Genomic DNA, 18148 nt, shown 5'->3' with positions numbered 1-18148 from the left:
ATTATCATTTTTCGTGAAACACCTAAAATGGGCACCAACAAAACGACGCAGCGCAGTGAGCAAACCTCAACTACGCTTATGACGTCACTCCATATACTGAGAATATAAAGGAAACATCCAATGTCGCTTGAAATCAAACCTGGTCAAACTCACATTAAATCAAAAGCAATGGTTGCATGGGCTGCTGGCGAGCCACTTAAAATGGAAGAAGTTGATGTACAACTTCCAAAAGCGGGCGAAGTGCTAGTACGTATCGTAGCAACTGGTGTTTGTCACACTGACGCATTCACACTATCAGGTGACGATCCAGAAGGTATCTTCCCTTCAATCCTTGGTCACGAAGGTGGCGGTATCGTTGAAATGGTTGGCGAAGGCGTAACAAGCGTTGAAGTTGGCGACCACGTTATCCCACTTTACACAGCTGAATGTGGTGAGTGTAAGTTCTGTAAATCTGGCAAAACTAACCTATGTCAGGCAGTTCGTGAAACTCAAGGTAAAGGTCTAATGCCAGATGGCACAAGCCGTTTCTCTATCAACGGTGAGACTATTTTCCACTACATGGGTTGTTCTACTTTCTCTGAGTACACGGTTCTTCCAGAAATCTCACTAGCGAAAGTAAACAAAGAAGCACCACTTGAAGAAGTTTGTCTTCTAGGTTGTGGCGTAACCACTGGTATGGGTGCGGTACTAAACACAGCTAAAGTTGAAAAAGGCGACACAGTTGCTGTATTCGGTCTAGGCGGTATCGGTCTTTCTGCAATCATCGGTGCTCGTATGGCTGGTGCAAGCCGCATCATCGGTGTAGACATCAACGAAAGCAAATTCGACCTAGCGAAACAACTTGGCGCTACTGATTGCATCAACCCAATGAAATTCGACAAGCCAATCCAAGACGTTATCGTTGAGATGACAGACGGTGGTGTTGACTACTCATTCGAGTGTATCGGTAACGTAAACGTGATGCGTCAAGCACTTGAGTGTTGTCACAAAGGTTGGGGTGAGTCAGTAATCATTGGTGTTGCTGGTGCAGGTCAAGAGATCTCAACTCGTCCATTCCAACTAGTAACTGGTCGCGTATGGCGTGGTTCTGCTTTCGGTGGTGTTAAAGGCCGCTCTGAGCTTCCAGAAATCGTGAACCGTTACATGGCTGGTGAGTTCGGTCTACAAGAATTCATCACGCACACTATGGGTCTGCAAGACGTGAACGAAGCGTTCGAATTGATGCACAAAGGTGAATCTATCCGTACCGTTCTTCACATGGATAAATAATCCAATATAGCAGCTCACTGAATGTGACTGATATTTGAAAATTTGAAATAGGCGCTCTTCTCACTGGATATACTCTCCTTTGAGAAGAGAGCCATCCGCTGTCTTTAACGGTCTTGTCCGCCGTTAAAAATCATTGTTTTATCGAGAGATTATTCATGACCATTGAAAGCCTAAGCCAAGCCAAAGTATTCGGTGGTTGGCATAAACAGTACACACACGAATCTCGCGCTTTGAACTGCAACATGCGCTTCGCGATCTTCTTGCCACCAAATGCAACCAAATCAAACCCAGTGCCTGTGGTTTACTGGTTGTCTGGCTTGACGTGTACCGATGAGAACTTCATGCAGAAAGCAGGCGCGTTTCGCATGGCGGCTGAGCTAGGTATCGCCATTGTGGCACCGGATACCAGCCCACGTGGTGACGATGTTGCAGACGACGAAAACTACGATTTGGGTAAAGGTGCGGGTTTCTACCTAAACGCTACTCAAGAGCCATGGTCGCGTCACTACCACATGTACGACTACATCACCCAAGAACTGCCAGCGATCATCGAAAGTAACTTCCCAGTCTCTGACGTGAAGTCGATTTCGGGTCACAGCATGGGTGGTCACGGTGCGATCACAATTGGTCTGAAAAATTCAGATCAGTACCGTTCAATTTCAGCATTCAGCCCAATCAGTAACCCAATGCAATGCCCTTGGGGCCAAAAAGCGTTTACCGCTTACCTAGGCACTGATATCGAGAGTTGGAAACAGTACGACGCGAGCGAGTTACTTAAGCAAGCAAAATCACCATTACCTATCCTAGTCGACCAAGGTGATGCTGATAACTTCCTTGCTGAGCAATTGAAGCCTGATGCGTTACTGGCGGCAGCAAAAGCCCACGATTCAGCAGTTGAGCTGCGTATGCAGCCGGGTTACGACCACAGCTACTTCTTTATCTCTAGCTTTATCGCTGATCACTTGAACTTCCACGCGAAGTACCTGTTTGCTTAACACCTGATTTAGGCTCGTTAAGTCAACGAGTGAGCACAGGAAACCAAACGGTTTAATAATCCTCTCTATACAAAGCCACCTATTTATTGGGTGGCTTTTTGTGTTTTAAAAACACTCACTTTCCCTTTACACAAGTCCCATTGCAATTTGTCGAAATGACGTCTAACTTGTAATTGAACATCATTCAATTAACGCTAGCACTTTATGAAAAAACCAACGTCAGTCCTGCTAACCTCGACTTATTTCGGGTTGTTAGCGACCTCTCCTATTGCCGAGGCGATAAGCTTTTTCGATCCCATCGATGGGCAATTGGATATGGGTGAATACCTTGCTGAAAACGCCTACGGCTTTCTACCCGTCCCGATCGTGATTACTGAACCTGCTGTCGGCTATGGTTTGGGGTTCACTGGCGTATTTTTGCATGAATCCGATGAGCAACGGGAGAAAAGGCGCAAACTGGCGGAAACATCACTCGATGGTGGCGCCCAACTGTTAACGCCTGCGATCACTGCAGTTGGCGGCTTCGCGACTGAGAATGGAACTTGGATGGGGTTTGCTGGCCATCGCCGCACTTGGGCGCAGGACACGGTGCGTTACCTTGGTGGCGTCGGATATGGCGACTTCAACATGACCTTCTACCCGCAGTCCACGTTGCCGGGGCTAGACGGCGTATTCAATGGACAAGGGTTAGATTTCGAGATTACTGGCGGCGGCATGCTCAACCATCTTCAATACCGCATTATTGATGCCCCGTTGTTTATCGGTGTGAAGCAGCTCTATTTCGTTACCGATCAGAAAATCACGAACTCCCCTGTTGCCGATAAGCTGCTACAAACCTTGACCAATACCTCTCCAACCACTTCTGGATTGGGCTTAACACTGGAATGGGACAGCCGAAATAACTTTTTTAGTCCAACGCAAGGCTACAACTATAAAGCCGAATTTCTTTGGTACAACGATGCGTTTGGCAGTGATTACGAATACGAACAACTGGACGTAGAGGGCATCAATTATTGGGAATTAGCCGATGATTGGTCGTTGGCTCTGCGCGGACAATACAAGTCGCTTTATACTGACGAGCGCTTTTTACCGCCTGCGTCATACCCAGATATCGAGCTGCGTGGTGTGGCAAGAAACCGATACCAAGGGGATGAAACACTCTCGGTAGAATCTCAGCTGACCTACCAATGGAACACTCGTTGGTCGACGAACCTCTTCGGTGGATTTGGTTACGCCTCAACAGAAGAATCGCTATTTGAAAACGATGCCGAATACGCTTACGGCGTCGGCTTTCGTTACCTCATCGCCCGTCGTTATGGCTTGCAAGCAGGTATGGACTTCGCTTTCAGTGATGAGGACAACGCGGTCTATTTCCAAGTGGGTTCAGGCATCTAAACCCACTTGCCTCTCGCCATCACAGCTGACAGCATCACGGTTATCTTCATCATGATTGATATTTAGGGTTCGCGCCGTATTGGTTCGAACCTTCTTCACTGTCTTGAATCAAGAAGTACAGCAGCACCAAAATACCAATGATTGGGACAAAGGCGATCAATGCCCACCAACCGGTTCGTCCTGAATCGTGCAAACGACGCACAGTGACGGCAATCGACGGGATCATGATAAACAGCGCATATATCACACCGAAGAAGCCAAAATTCTCCATTTGCATCACGCTGCCAATGACTCGGTCGATGATGCCCATCACCAAATTGATCAGCACATTGACTAACGTAAAGTACCAATACTCTTGGCGTCTCGCTCTGCCACTAAAGTTGGTATAATTGAGGATAACTTTATAGTACCAATCAAACATATCGACTCTCCTAATGAGATGAAAGTGTCGCGAAAGTTAGACAACGTGAAGCAAACTGCACACAAAATAAGCTAAATGATATATTCATCCAATAGTTGTATTTTTAACTCTGTCATTAACCTTGACGTATATTCAACCAACGGTTACTTTTCACCCATAACGTATTATATAAATCCATCAAGTTGGCTCTATTATTAATAAATATATAACCGAAATTTCAGCGGATCGGTTCGTTAACGCGATCCAACCGGAATGAGGGCAATAAATTCAAAGGGCACAAGATGAGAAAAACAATGGCGCTCGCTTTGCTTTTGTTTGCACCGACACTTTTTGCAAACACGATACAGTTTAGCAGTCCTGAAAATTCCAATGTCGTTGTGGCACTAAAAGACCTAGAGTCACTGCCGCAAACTACCTACATCACTGAACTACCTTGGCTAGAAACCCCTGCCGAGTTTGACGGCGTTAAACTGAGTACACTGCTGCAACATACGTTTGGCAACATTCCTCAGCATGTCGAAGTTCGTGCGCTCAACGACTACCACTCTGACCTATCTCGCGAAGACATTCTTCGTTATCAGCCGATCGTGGCATACAAACAAAACCATAATTACATCAAAATCAGAAACAAAGGTCCGTACTGGCTGATTTACTCAATGAGTGAACACCCAGAGCTTGATAACGCGCAATACCACTCTCAAATGGTTTGGCAAATCAACAGGATAAGTGCGAAAGAAGATCAATAATGAAGGCGAAACCCAAAACCCCGAAGCAGGGGCCCTTTTCAACCAAGAGTAAGTTGATGTTGCTCGTGTTTGCATCGACACTACTGATCGCAAACATCGTTTTATTAAAAGAAACCCGCGCGCTGACCAAAACCTACTCCGACCAACAAAACCAAGCGACTTGGTTCTTGTTCCACTTGTCCAAAGAACTGTCCGAATTGGTGGGTGAAGCTCGTCGTTTGAACGAAAGCGTAATGAACATCGACGGCACCGAGTTGCAATATGAACTGGCATGGAGTCGTTTTGATCTGCTGATCAACAACAAAGAAGCGGATTCTTTCCTATCTCGTGAAGAAGTGCGGGTGTACTTCGTATCCTTGTTCGACAAGTTCCAACAACTCGAACCAATCTTAGTCGAAGCCAAAACCGGTAGCAGTATTGCCGCCGCCCAGTTTTATCGCGCCACTCAGAACTTGTATATGGAGATGATTGATTACGTCACTCAGAACTTCCGAGTCGCGAGCCCACTCTACAGACAACAACAAGAACGTGCTTACAACTTGCTCCAAGCGCAGTACATCTTGTTGGGCATTTTTGTTCTCACCGTCGCGTTGATGACTTACTTCTATAAACGCGAGTCTAAGTTCCACAAAGAACTGGCCTTGAGCGATCCACTAACAAATCTTGCCAACCGGAGCGCACTGTTTATCGATTTACATCGCAGAGAGGAAACCGATACCCCTTTCTCGCTCCTCCTGCTCGACCTGAACGGCTTTAAGAACATTAATGACACATTGGGGCACCAAGCGGGTGATATCGCCTTAATCGAGGTTGCAGAGCGTCTGAGCAACATGGCGATGGATGATTTTAGTGTGTATCGCATGGGCGGTGATGAGTTTGCCGTACTCATCAATGCCACCGAGCAAAACAAGATCGCCGAAGCGACGCACCACATCAACGTGGTGTTTGAAAAACCGATTCTTGCCTCTGATAAAGCAAGCTCTTTGTCCACCAGCTTAGGGGTAGCAAGCTATCCGCAAGACGCCGACAACATTGACTTCCTGATCAATTTAGCGGATAAGCGCATGTACAAAATGAAATTCCAACGTTAAACGGATAACCATGATGAAAAACTTCATGCGAGCAGTGCTGTTACTGCTAGTGATCGCGATAGGTGTACTGGCTTGGGTGTTTATCCCATCTCACGAGACGGTGGGGGCACAAACTCTCGAAGAAGCGCTCAACGACAACTACACGCTGGTTGGCCATCGCATTCATTCGACAGACCCAGATGCCGGCAATATGTTTGGTTACTTCGTGGTGTACAAAGGCGCAAGCACGGATGATTTGGAGCCGTTTTTGGTGACTTCTGATCAGTTTATTCGCATGGAGCAAACCGGTGATAACACGCTAGCCCTCACTGTGAATGGTCGCATCTATCGCTACCATAACGACCTGTGGGTAGAGAACCCAGATGGCAAATTACAACATTGGTTTGTCAGCGCGACAGCGAAATACGTTCGCTAACTAAGTAGACGCATAATTAACTTCTGATACTTGGCTTCAGATACTTAACTTGAGATAAACAAAAGCCCCGCTCATTACGTAGCGGGGCTTTTTTATGTTCGAATCTGGCGAAGCAGAGATTAAAGCACTTTCTCTTTAATCACTTTCATTACGCCAGAGTCACGATTGCTTGGTGCTGAGAAGCGTGCGATTTTCTTCACCGCTTCGTGCGCATTTTCCATAGCGTAAGAGTGCTCGCTCACTTGTAGCATCTCTAGGTCATTCAGGTAATCACCAAAGGTCATGGTTTCTTCCGGACCAAAGCCCATGGTTTCTTGAAGGTGTTTGATCGCCGCACCTTTTGATGCTTCTGCGTTCATCACGTCTAGCCAAATCTTCGCGCTCACCACAACCTGATGGCTGTGACCAAACTTCGCACTCATGGTTGGGAAAACCAACTCTTCAGAACCACCAAAGTGACAAATCGCAACCTTGATAAACTCATCGTCAACGGCCAATAGATCTGGCACGTATTCACAGCGATGGTAGTACTTCTGGAACTCTTCCAACGCTTTAGGATCTTTAGTTTCAATGTAAGCCGAACGCTTACCACACAGTACTAGGTGCGTGCCTTCAACTTCACGAGCCGCTTGGATGATCGCATCAATTTCTGTTTTTGGAATGGTGCAGCTGTATAGCTCTTTATCTTGGTACATCACCAAGGTGCCGTTTTCCGCCACATAAATCATGCGGTCTTGGATCGGTGCAAACGTATCACGCAGGCTGTAGTACTGACGACCGGATGCCGCCGAGAACAGAATGCCCTTCTCTTCAAGCTGTAAAAACAGGTCAAAGAACTCAGGGTCTAGGCGACCGTATTGGTCAAGCAAAGTGCCATCCATATCGGTGGCAATAAATTTGATGCTAGCTTGTGACATGACTTTAACTCAAAAGTGAAGCAGCGCAGGTCACTCTGTGAATGAAAACAGGCTGCAAAAAAGAATCACGCTAAGGTACAGGATCTTGGATGAATCTCAAGCTGAAATAATAGTGCATCAATTGAGTTTCAGCTTGAGATATTAATGGGATTAAGCGATAGCTGAGGTGCTCTGCTTTGTCATGGGCTGAGGCATTGGTTTGGTCAGCCCCAGACTGTGAATGGTGCCAATCAGAAAATCGAGTTCGCGATAAATCTCAGCAACGGCTTCAAACTCCCCCGCAGGCTCGTCCAATTTTGGCTCAAACAGTGCTTTCCAATGTGAAATGGCGATATAGAGCTTTCCGTTCACTTGAGAAAGCGACAAGCTAGAGAACTCACTCTCACGACGAAAAATCAGCACACGCTCGATCAATTCATCCGTCAGCAGTTGCTTTGCTGTGTCTACATCGTCGCTATACACCTCATACTGTTGGTCAAACTCTGAGTGACCCATTCGTACTCGTTTACCTATCTGAATCTTGAAGAAACTGTCCCACAACTTTTCACGAAGCGTTGGCCCATCATCACGGTCACTCAAAACAAAGGTGCAAATGTCTTCATTCATCGGAACGTCGATTTCGCAAAACAACCCCGCAAAAAATACGTGATGCTTACTCGAGCTGTCGCTTCCTGAACTGATGAGCTTCGACGCCTCTACCTCAGACATCACTACCTTAGCTTCACCAATGGTGCCTGAAATAAAATCATCACTCTCGAAACCATCACAACGGTCTAAATACAAGCCGCTGCGCTCGAAGGTCTCTTTGGATAACTTACGATTTGGGTCCCAAGTGAGTGAGGGTTCAATATGCGCTAACAAGCTTTGCATGATGTGCTGCTTGTAGGTGGTGCGAAACTGATTGTGCTTTTGATTGAAGTACGCCCAACCACCGAGCATCAATGCCAAAAGAACAAACACCGTGGCAGAGGTGGCGAGGTCAAACACGACGGTGCCAAAGAACCCCAGCACCGTCAAACCTAGAAACTTGCGTCGACGCAGCGCTTCTAAGCGTAAGGCTTCAAGAGGTTCGAGTTTGTGCCTTAAGTCATTTTCAAACAGCGTTTTAAGTTGATCGGTCGTCATCGCTTCCCTTTCATTTTTAGAGTTGAGTCCATTACCAACAATGGCAAGATGAATCGCCGCTACCGCTACAAGCGTCACTCGGAACGCAATCCAAAGAGCTACATCCCATGTCCGTTACACAAGATGAGTCATTATTCTTACGCCTTTTTCGGTTACGGGAAGAATCCCCATTTTGCAGACGTTGATGCGCATCTCGACAGCGTTCGAATTGGTTTTGAACGCTGTTATAGCTAGAAAACACTCCCTTGCGTTGAATCATCTTACTGATGGCAGCAGAACAAGAATCCGTGCCGTAATACACCGCATGAGCGCAACGGAACCCTTTATATGGAGATAAATAGCGCTGATAAAATCGTATCAATGCCAACACCAGTTTAGACATGCTTTTCCTTTTGCATCTAATAGTCATTCGAGAACTACGCCTTAGTTATCAATCAAAACAATACATCACTCAAATTAATCATTTCAAACGCAATCCTAATTTCTGCGCTCTAAGCGATGAAAATCATTGAGATAGGGAGTGCAGGCAAGCCGACACAGCTAGCCTAGGAGTGCCTTCGAATAGCAATCACAGCCAAAACAGGTACAATCCGTGCTCGATTTTTATTTCGCGCGGACTCACTCTCATGCACTCGCCTGAACAATGCTTTACTCGATTTACTGCGGATATTTCTGGCTACGACTTGCCAGCGCAGTTTACGTTTCCGTTCTACTACACGCCTCACCCATTGTGTGTGTTGGCTGCAGAGCAATTGCAGCAGCACCTAATGACACAAACTGATTTCGAACACGATTTCGGTCTTGAGGATGAGCAAAACGGACGCGGTAAAATGTTCGGTGTTTTGCTAGTACGTAACCCGCAAGGTGAGCTTGGCTACTTCAGTGCTTTCTCTGGCAAGATTGCCGATCAAAACTTGCTTCCAGGTTTTGTTCCACCCGTATTCGACATGCTGACAGAAGAAGGTTTCTTCCGAGGTGAGACAGATGCCATCAATGCTGCGAACGCGGAATACAAAGCCTTTGCAGCCAACCCAGAACTGGCACAACTAAAAGCAGAAATCAAAGCAGACCGTGAAGCGTATCAGCAAGAAGAGAATGCCCATCGCCAAGTGATGATTACCGGTCGTGCAGAACGCAAACAACAGCGCAAACAAGGCGAACAAACACTGAATCCAGAAGAATTGAAAACACTACTGGATGATTTAGGGAAACAAAGCGTCGCTGAGAAGAATGTGCTCAAGTACCTCAAACAAGCTTGGGACGAAAAGCTCGCAATCAAAGAAGCGCGCTTAACCGAGCTAGAACAAACACTGGCAGAACTTAAAGAGCAGCGCAAAGACTTGTCTAATGCTCTGCAGCACAAGCTGCATAAGCAATACCGCTTCTTGGACAACCATAGCGCCGAGCGCGATTTGGTGGACATTTTTGCTCCTACCACCAATCCAGTACCACCAGCAGGTGCAGGTGAATGTGCAGCGCCGAAATTGCTTCAGTTCGCATACAAACATGGTTATCAGCCACTTGCCTTGGCAGAGTTTTGGTGGGGCGTATCGCCGAAATCTGAAGTACGTCAGCACAAGAAGTTCTACCCATCTTGCAACAGCAAATGTCAGCCGATTTTGGGGCACATGCTGCAAGGCTTGAATGTGGAGCCAAACCCATTAGCAGAGAACTGGGCAGAAGATAAAGAGCTGGAAATTCTCTTCCAAGACGAAGCCATGGTGATCGTCAACAAGCCTTCGGGTCTGCTTTCCGTTCCGGGGAAAACCATCAAAGATTCGGCATATACGCGTCTACAAGCGATGTTCCCGGATGTCGAAGGGCCGTTCGTGATTCACCGCTTGGATATGGCAACGTCGGGGATTTTGGTGTTTGCTTTAACCAAACGCGCCAACAAGAGCCTGCAAAAGCAGTTCATCACTCGCGGTGTACAAAAGCGCTACATGGCACTGCTGGAAGGTGTATTAACCGAGCCTGAAGGTGAAATCTCGCTACCGATGCGTGGCGATCCAGATGACCGTCCACGTCAACTTGTGTGCTTTGAGCACGGTAAACCTGCTGAAACTTACTGGCAGCTGATTGAAGTGAAAGACGGACGCAGCAAGGTGTACATGTACCCGAAAACAGGACGAACCCACCAGCTGCGTGTGCACAGCGCCCACCACATGGGATTGAACATGGCGATGGTTGGCGACGGCTTGTATGGCGAAAAAGCCGACCGTCTACATTTGCACGCGGAGATGTTGGAGTTGGCTCATCCATACAGCAAAGAGCGTATGTGTTTCCAAGCAGAGTGTGAGTTTTAAAGCGACTTATCCATACAGAATAGATAGCAAAAAGGCACTGAATTTCAGTGCTTTTTTACGTAAAGAGCTAGTAAGAGATTCCCGACTGCGCTCCTCCGTCGCTATCGGGAATGACGCGTTATAGAACAAGATTTCCAATCACCATAGCTAAACATCGTCAATGCAGAATAGATAGCAAAAAGGCGCTGACTTACAGTGCCTTTTTACGTATAGAGTGAGTAAGAGATTCCCGACTGCGCTCCTCCGTCGCTATCGGGAATGACGCGTTATAGAACAAGATTTCCAATCACCATAGCTAAACATCGTCATTCCAGAATCGAGGAACGAGATGTCTGGAATCTCGGTTTTTTGTGAACAGAAGCTAGCTCACCTTAAACTTGGTCCATACTTGTGAGCGCCAGCGTCTTGCCATGATGATGCCGCGTACCCATTCATCCAGAGCAATCGCCATCCACGCACCAATCACGCCGTAGCCCAAATGAATACCCAAGATGTAAGAGAACACCACACCCAAGCCCCACATGCTGAGAATACCCATCTGCACTGGGAACTTGATGTCACCAGCGCCTTTCAGTGCCGAGATGAAGATCAAGTTAAACACGCGGCCAGCTTCTAACACGATAGAACCCATCACTAAGGCGCCCGCCAATGCCAAAATTTCTGGCTGATCGGTAAACACGCTCAAAATCTCTTCGTGGAACAAGTAGATCAAACACGTTGCCGCCGTTGACGCAGCAAAGCCGACCAAGAAGTAGATCTGCACGCGTTTCAGAATGCTGCTTACCCAACCTTTACCGATGTAGTAACCCGTCTGGATTTGAGCCGCCTGACCAATCGCCAACGCAAACGCGAACGAAAAACGCGCGATGTTTTGTGCATAGGTAAATGCCGCTAGTGACGATGTCCCCATTTGCACCACAAAGTAGACGATACAGATCTGCGCCATGTTGTATGACAGCACTTCACCCGCGTTCATGCCACCGATTTTTAGGATCTTCTTGAACACGTCTTTCGGCACTTGTTTGAGCTTGGACATTGGCAGTTCAATGCTGCTGCGTTTCAAAATCACGCCCAATAATAGCGTACCGATTACTTGGCTCACGACTGTCGCCACTGCAACACCTTCAACGCCATACACAGGCAAACCAAACGGCTGATACAGCGCAATGTAGTTACCAATGATGTTGAACACGCCAGAGATTAAGTTAACCACCATTGGCGAGCGTGAATAACCGTGACTACGCAGAATCGTGGTAAAGACAATACCGATAGTAACGTTGAACGTCATCGCACCGCTGATCAGCAAGTATTCACGCGCGTACTGCTCAACTTGAGCTTCTAGCCCGTAATACGGCAAAAAGAACACCGCGCCAATCACGGCCAGCACACTCAAGAAAGCACCTACAATCACAGACAAAGCGATACTGGCAACACCGACATCAACGGAGTCTTTTTCACGCCCAGCGCCATTGTATTGCGCGATCAAGATACCCGTGCCGCTGCTGACAAAGGTAGAAACGATGATCAGGAAAAACGTTAATTGTGTGATTACCCCAACCGCAGACACAGCTTTGTCTGAGTAACCACTCAACATGAATACGTCACTGGTTCCTAAAGCCGTCCGTAGCAAAATTTCGACAAGTATCGGCCAAGCCAATGCCACAATGGACATACGTTGGTTGATATTCTGGCTTTTAGGCATGTGTTTTGGACCTTTCCTACAACTAAAACTGCCCCACAGATAACTGTGAGGCAGTTCAAAAAATTAGATTTCTTAGAATTTGGCTATTTTGATAATTGTGCACTTAATCACCAAAATGCAGGCGCGAATTCTAGACGGAGTTTGGTCACAAATACAACAAGATTTCGTCGAGTTTCGGAAAATATTTTCTAATGGGTTTGGCGACTTATCTCAACTTGATTGACGGAACTTAGACACCGTTGATTGGCGGACAATCAGATCGATCGGCGGTAGACGCACTTCATGCCTCTCACCACTCAATAAATTGAGAATGGACTCGGCACAAATGGCGCCAACTTCTTCAATCGGCTGTCTCAGTGTGGTAAGCGCAGGCGTGAAATATTGTGAGGTCGGTAAGTCATCAAAGCCGATCACAGACACATCCTCTGGCACACGAACGCCGTGGTCATGCAGAGCCTTTATCGCCCCGTAAGCCGTTTGGTCATTGGCAGCAAACAACGCAGAGAAATGCACTTTAGATTCGAGCAATTCCACCGTTTTTTGATAGCCGGACTCACTGCTGAAATCGCCTTGTTTGACTAATTTTGGCATCACCTTTATGCCTGCCTCTTGCAAAGCGTTCTTGTAACCAACAAAGCGAGCTACCGCATCTGGTTGATTCAAAAGCCCTTTGATATGAGCGATGTTCACGTGACCTTGTTGCATCAAATGCAGCGTCGCCATGTATCCGCCCAATACATTATCTATATTTATGGATTTAACCTTATCCCCAATGACATTGTATCCAACCGCGACAACAGGAATTCGCTGGGCATATTCCAAAATCTGCTCTTCCGTCAAACTGCCCGTCACGATGATCACCCCATCCACATTACTTTTCGCTAAATACTCCAAAGCGTGTGATTCGAGTGTGCGCTGCCAGTGCCCGGTAGCAATCACCAATGAGTAGCCCTGCGCATTAAGCACTTTCTCCATATCATTCAGGATTCGACTGGTGTGTGGACTCTCAGGATGTTGAATAAGCACGCCAATGGTCATCGAGCGCGTGTTGCTACCCTGATCCATTTGATAATTTGGCTTATAACCCAGTGACTTGATCGCTTTTTCTATATTTTGGCTTTTATCATCAGAGACAAAGGTCGTGCGATTGAGGAAACGTGATACGGTGCTCGGTGACACACCCGCCAACTTGGCCACATCATAGATGGATGCCGCTCTTTTTTTCTTTTTCATTGTAGGAATTTTCCCAGCAAGCTAATAACAAAAATATAAGTTGCAGCGGGGGGCGCGACAACATTTTGATATGGGAAATGAGAGCTAGATAAGTCGCCAGTACGCAAGCGCGCACTGGCTTTCATATCGGGGATTTAGAATGTCGCGAGCGAGTTTTCACTCAGTGCATCAAATAGGTGAATTGCATCTAAATCCAAGTACAGAGTCAGCGTATCCACATCCACTTCTGCCGCTTGTGTTTCAACCATTAGCGGCTGACCTGCGATTTCTGTTTTCAGTAGGATACTCGCGCCCAATAGCTCCTTGTCTTTGATTTTGACTGGGAACGGCAACACGCGGTCGTGGTCCACTTGCTCAGCACGCAGATGGATGTCGGTTGGACGAACACCAAAGTGCAGCGCTAAATTCTTCGATGCGTGTGCTTTGAAACGCTCTGGCAAAGGAATACGAACATCACCCAGTTCGACTTCCCAATTGTCCTCTTCACCAATCAGCTTTGCATCCAACATGTTCATCGATGGGTTACCAATGAACTGCGCCACGAACTTGTTGGCCGGACGTTGGAACACTTCTGTCGGTGTGCCGACTTGAGCCACGTAACCGTCTTTCAGAATCACGATGCGATCCGCCAATGTCATCGCTTCAATCTGATCGTGGGTTACGTAAATCGTGGTGGTTTTTAGCTCACGATGCAGCTGCTTGATCTCTTCACGCATCACGCCACGCAGTTTGGCATCCAGATTCGATAGTGGCTCATCAAATAAGAACACCTTGGGCGTTCGAACCATAGCACGTCCCATGGCAACACGTTGGCGTTGACCACCAGACAGCTCTTTTGGTTTGCGATCCAACAGTGCATCCAGCTCAAGCATTTTCGCCGCTTTACGCACTTCAACATCGATTTGGTCTTTTGGCATCCCTTTTAGCTTAAGAGCAAAAGCGATGTTCTCGTAAACCGTCATATGTGGGTAAAGCGCGTAGCTTTGGAACACCATGGCAAGGTCGCGGTCTTTGGCATCGATTTTGTTCATCAGCTTATCGCCAACGTAAATCTCACCGCCAGTGATGCTTTCCAAGCCCGCTAGCATGCGCAGGGTAGTCGACTTACCGCAACCCGATGGACCAAGGAAAACCACAAACTCGCCATCTTGCACCGTGAAGTCGAAGTGTTTCACTACCTCGACATCATCGTAGGATTTCTTGATGTTTTTGAATTCGACTTTTGCCATTACTGGTTCTCCTCTGCTCGGTCCAGCAGCATGTTACGGTAAGCAATTGCGCTCGCTTTTAGGGTGCGTTTTTGCGTTTGGTAATCCACGTGGACAATACCAAAGCGCTGCTTATAACCGTAAGCCCACTCGAAGTTATCCATTAGGCTCCAAGCGAAGTAACCATCCACATTCACACCTGCTTTAATCGCAGCATCCAAAGCAACTAGGTGCTGCTGGAAGTAACGCACGCGCTGCTCATCATTCACTTCGCCATCAATGCAATGGTCATCGCCTGCTGCGCCGTTTTCAGTGATGTAAAGTGGTGGCAAGTTCGGGTAACGGTCATTCAAACGCAGGAGCAAATCTGTCAGTGCTTGAGGGTGAATCTCCCAACCAATGAATGTGTGCTCTTGTTCTGGTTGAGGTACCGTTTCAATATCGCCATGTTCGTTGTAGCGCACAACACAACGGGTGTAGAAGTTAATGCCGATAAAGTCCAAATCGGTCTGGATGATGTCGAGATCGCCTTCCAAAATCATTGGCATGTTGTGCGATTGGCGCTCTAAGACAAGCTGCGGGTATTCGCCTTTCAATACCGGATCCATAAACCAGTGGTAACCTTCCGCATCGCTGTACTCTGCCGCACCGATGTCTGCATCGCTATACGGGTAAGCGGGTGTCGCGTTGAACACACAACCGTGCATCGCATTTGGTGCGTTCTTGCGCATGTGTGGAATCGCAAGACCATGTGCTAGCATCAAGTGGTGCGCAGACAAGAAACCTTCACGCTCGCCCTTAAGGCCAGGGGCATGCTCACCCCAACGGTAGCCAAGATAAGCAGAGCAGAACGGTTCGTTCAATGTCGCGTATGAATCAATCTTATCGCCGAAGTAAGCACTAACTACCTTCGCGTATTCCTCAAACTTGTAAGCCGTTTCTCGGTTTAGCCAACCGCCTTTGTCTTCTAGGTATTGCGGTAGATCCCAGTGGTAAAGCGTAACGAAAACCTTCAAACCGCGAGCGTGACACTCATCGATGATTTGCTCGTAAAACTTCAAACCTTCTTCATTCACTTTGCCATCTTCAGGAATGATGCGCGGCCACGCCATCGATAGACGGTAAGCGCCCACACCTAAGCCTTGAATCATCTCGATGTCTTGCTTCCACAAATGGAAGTGATCACATGCCACGTCGCCATTATCTGCGTTATCAACTGCGCCTGGCTTATTGCAAAACGTGTCCCAAATCGAAGGCGTACGACCACCTAGCTGAGCACCGCCCTCAATCTGATAAGAAGAGGTTGCGACACCAAATAAGAACTCTGGGCTACGTAATTTTGAATCTTGTGGTAGTTGGAATTTATTCATTGTTATAAAACCTTTTGTTTCGCTTAGCCCTTGACGGCACCAGAGGTCAAGCCGCTGATCATCTGTTTTGAGGCAAATAAGTAAGTAATCACTAATGGTAAAATTGAGATGGTGGTTCCGAGCATCACCGCTCCCCAAGGCGTATTCGGAATGCCCTGCACGCTTCGCAGTGCCTGCGTAATCACGTAGTTTTCTGGCGTTGTCAATACTACAAGTGGTTGCATGAACATGTTCCAGAAGAAGACAAACTGCACGATAGCTAGGGTTGCGAGCGCCGGTTTCATCAGTGGCAATACCACGCTCCAGTAAGTTCTAAATTCACCCGCGCCATCGAGCTTCGCCGCTTCTAACAGCTCTTTCGGAATCGATGCCACTACGTGTTGACGCATCAAGAAGATGCCAAATGGCGTGGTAGTGAACGGTAACCAAACGGCAAGGTGGTTATCGAGCAAGCCGAGGAATTTCACGATCATGAAGTACGGGATCAAGCTCAGTACAGGTGGAATCATCATCGAGCCAACCAGCATGCCAAACAGCAAGTTTTTGCCCTTGAACTTGTACACCGCAAACGCGTAACCGCCCATGCTACAAAACAGCAGTGAAATCGTGGTGCCTAAGAAAGCAATGTAGATGGAGTTAAACATCGCCTGCCAAAACGGCATGATTTCCAGTAGCTTTGCGTAGTTCACCGCGAGGCTGTCACCAATCGCAAAGCTGATGCCTGTGCCAAAGATTTCAGTACGGTCACGCGTCGATAGCAACGCTGACCAAATGAACGGGAATACGGTCATGATGGCAGACACCACCAACACAGTGCCGAGCATCACCATCAATATCTTGGTAAAGATCTCGATGCTGCGGTCGCTTGGACGCCAACGCTGCGCCGCAGGTAAGGTAGTAGTGTTCATCTTATTGCTCCCCTAGACCTTTCTTACCGAAGAAGAAGAATTGAATTGCTGTACAGCCTGCAATCAAGGTAAATAGCAGCCATGAAATCGCTGACGCTGTGCCCATCTCTAACCATTCCCAACCCACTTTGTAGAGGTACATAGAGATGGTTAAACCAGACTGACCTGTACCACCCGTGCCGCGCGTTAGAACGAAAGGTTCTTCGAACAACTGCAAGTTACCGATGATGGTCATGGTGACCGCAAAGAAGATGAATGGACGAATCATTGGCAGCGAAATGCTCCAGAAACGACGCCATGCGTTTGCACCGTCCATGCGTGCCGCTTCTAAGATGTCTTTAGGAATCGTCATCAAGCCAGTGGTGTAAAGCACGATGTTGAAACCGGTGTATTTCCAGAACACCATGATGGCGATAGAAGGCTTCACCATGGTGGCATCATCTAACCAACGGATTGGTTGGAAATCGTTAACCCAAGAGAATGCCCAACCAAAGAGCGTGCTGTCCGCCAGAGCCATTAAGCTTTGGTTGATGATCCCTGAGTTTGGTGAGTACATGTTGAAGAAGATAAGCGACGCTGCCACCGTAGAAGTGATAAACGGTAGGAAGTAAGCCGACGTTAACCAGTGACGGAAACGGTCACCCAAAGACACCAAAATGTAAGCCACAGGCAGGGCAACCAAGTGCTGCGCCACGCCAGATGTAATCGCTAGCCAAAGCGTGTTTTTCAGCGAACGCCACAGCCACGGGTCAGTCAGAGCGATGTGGTAGTTCTCTAACCCGACGTAATCCATCGCGCCCAAGCCTTCGACTGGGTTCCACTCATGGAAAGAAAGAAAAATAGAAAACAGTAACGGGAAGATCCCGAAAACAGAAAAAATAATCAAAAACGGCAGTAGGAATCCATACGGTGTAAGCGCTTTCAAACTTAGACGAGAAAAAATACTCTCACGCTCTGATGTTTCCATAACCTTGCTCGCTGCATGATTCATAGTAACGACCTCTAATCAGGAGGGCACGTCGCCCTCCTTGCTTACCAAATGGCGAA

17 protein-coding genes are annotated in these 18148 nt (G+C 47.4%); 7 read left to right on the top strand and 10 right to left on the bottom strand.

Annotated elements, in window-relative coordinates; all coding sequences use genetic code 11:
- The first annotated feature begins 120 nt into the window (after positions 1-120).
- From A9237_RS26675 to A9237_RS26665, 3 genes are all read left to right on the top strand, one after another.
- Entirely contained in the window at positions 121-1269 is a 1149-nt protein-coding gene (locus A9237_RS26675; protein WP_005434809.1) for an S-(hydroxymethyl)glutathione dehydrogenase/class III alcohol dehydrogenase, read from the top strand.
- Positions 1270-1424: 155 nt separating this feature from the next.
- Positions 1425-2264, top strand: coding sequence for an S-formylglutathione hydrolase (fghA, locus tag A9237_RS26670; protein ID WP_009706779.1), 840 nt, complete (start codon positions 1425-1427; stop codon positions 2262-2264).
- A gap of 204 nt (positions 2265-2468) precedes the next feature.
- The gene (locus A9237_RS26665) at positions 2469-3659 is read left to right on the top strand and encodes a BamA/TamA family outer membrane protein (protein WP_038894976.1); all 1191 of its coding nucleotides are present in this window, start codon (positions 2469-2471) and stop codon (positions 3657-3659) included.
- 49 nt (positions 3660-3708) lie between these two features.
- On the opposite strand, the gene A9237_RS26660 is transcribed toward A9237_RS26665, so the two are convergent.
- Positions 3709-4080 carry a DUF805 domain-containing protein gene (locus A9237_RS26660; protein WP_005434803.1) on the bottom strand — a complete coding sequence of 124 codons (372 nt, stop codon included), beginning with the start codon at positions 4078-4080 and terminating at the stop codon, positions 3709-3711.
- 281 nt (positions 4081-4361) lie between these two features.
- On the opposite strand from A9237_RS26660, the gene A9237_RS26655 reads away from it, so the two are divergent.
- Genes A9237_RS26655 through A9237_RS26645 form a run of 3 tightly spaced genes read left to right on the top strand, consistent with a single transcriptional unit; the run spans position 4362 to position 6332 of the window.
- The gene (locus A9237_RS26655; protein ID WP_027726610.1) at positions 4362-4826 is read left to right on the top strand and encodes a putative pterin-binding protein; all 465 of its coding nucleotides are present in this window, start codon (positions 4362-4364) and stop codon (positions 4824-4826) included.
- Positions 4826-5917, top strand: a complete 1092-nt coding sequence (locus A9237_RS26650) for a GGDEF domain-containing protein (RefSeq protein ID WP_041059467.1) — start codon at positions 4826-4828, stop codon at positions 5915-5917. The genes A9237_RS26655 and A9237_RS26650 overlap by 1 nt, the downstream gene beginning before the upstream one ends.
- Positions 5918-5927: 10 nt before the next feature.
- Positions 5928-6332 carry a hypothetical protein gene (locus A9237_RS26645; protein ID WP_009706775.1) on the top strand — a complete coding sequence of 135 codons (405 nt, stop codon included), beginning with the start codon at positions 5928-5930 and terminating at the stop codon, positions 6330-6332.
- A gap of 119 nt (positions 6333-6451) precedes the next feature.
- Here the strand turns inward: A9237_RS26645 and A9237_RS26640 are convergent, their stop codons facing one another.
- The 3 genes from A9237_RS26640 to yidD all read right to left on the bottom strand — a co-directional run bounded on the left by A9237_RS26640 (position 6452) and on the right by yidD (position 8756).
- Positions 6452-7249, bottom strand: coding sequence for a Cof-type HAD-IIB family hydrolase (locus A9237_RS26640; protein WP_020195092.1), 798 nt, complete (start codon positions 7247-7249; stop codon positions 6452-6454).
- 150 nt (positions 7250-7399) lie between these two features.
- On the bottom strand, positions 7400-8374 hold the full coding sequence (locus tag A9237_RS26635) for a DUF3137 domain-containing protein (protein ID WP_078610189.1): 975 nt from the start codon (positions 8372-8374) through the stop codon (positions 7400-7402).
- A 31-nt stretch (positions 8375-8405) separates the two neighbouring features.
- Positions 8406-8756 carry a membrane protein insertion efficiency factor YidD gene (gene yidD / locus A9237_RS27665; protein ID WP_167371700.1) on the bottom strand — a complete coding sequence of 117 codons (351 nt, stop codon included), beginning with the start codon at positions 8754-8756 and terminating at the stop codon, positions 8406-8408.
- Positions 8757-9000: 244 nt separating this feature from the next.
- Between yidD and A9237_RS26625 the strand changes: the two genes are divergently transcribed.
- Positions 9001-10680, top strand: coding sequence for an RluA family pseudouridine synthase (locus A9237_RS26625; RefSeq protein ID WP_078610187.1), 1680 nt, complete (start codon positions 9001-9003; stop codon positions 10678-10680).
- A 361-nt stretch (positions 10681-11041) separates the two neighbouring features.
- Here A9237_RS26625 and A9237_RS26620 read toward each other — a convergent pair whose 3' ends face one another.
- The 6 genes from A9237_RS26620 to A9237_RS26595 all read right to left on the bottom strand — a co-directional run bounded on the left by A9237_RS26620 (position 11042) and on the right by A9237_RS26595 (position 18092).
- The gene (locus A9237_RS26620) at positions 11042-12382 is read right to left on the bottom strand and encodes an MATE family efflux transporter (RefSeq protein WP_005434790.1); all 1341 of its coding nucleotides are present in this window, start codon (positions 12380-12382) and stop codon (positions 11042-11044) included.
- A gap of 210 nt (positions 12383-12592) precedes the next feature.
- The gene (locus A9237_RS26615; RefSeq protein ID WP_078610186.1) at positions 12593-13615 is read right to left on the bottom strand and encodes a LacI family DNA-binding transcriptional regulator; all 1023 of its coding nucleotides are present in this window, start codon (positions 13613-13615) and stop codon (positions 12593-12595) included.
- Positions 13616-13749: 134 nt separating this feature from the next.
- Positions 13750-14844, bottom strand: a complete 1095-nt coding sequence (locus A9237_RS26610; protein WP_078610185.1) for an ABC transporter ATP-binding protein — start codon at positions 14842-14844, stop codon at positions 13750-13752.
- Complete coding sequence (locus A9237_RS26605; RefSeq protein WP_041059448.1) at positions 14844-16193, bottom strand: GH1 family beta-glucosidase; 1350 nt, start codon at positions 16191-16193, stop codon at positions 14844-14846. Before A9237_RS26605 ends, A9237_RS26610 begins: the two co-directional genes overlap by 1 nt.
- Positions 16194-16216: 23 nt before the next feature.
- Positions 16217-17101 (bottom strand): carbohydrate ABC transporter permease, encoded by an 885-nt coding sequence (locus A9237_RS26600; protein ID WP_005434781.1) that lies wholly within the window; start codon positions 17099-17101, stop codon positions 16217-16219.
- Position 17102: 1 nt separating this feature from the next.
- On the bottom strand, positions 17103-18092 hold the full coding sequence (locus tag A9237_RS26595) for a carbohydrate ABC transporter permease (protein WP_020195084.1): 990 nt from the start codon (positions 18090-18092) through the stop codon (positions 17103-17105).
- Positions 18093-18148 lie beyond the last annotated feature (56 nt).

The organism is Vibrio owensii (genome assembly GCF_002021755.1).
GTDB lineage: Bacteria > Pseudomonadota > Gammaproteobacteria > Enterobacterales > Vibrionaceae > Vibrio > Vibrio owensii.
This window is presented reverse-complemented; position numbering and strand designations above follow the sequence as displayed.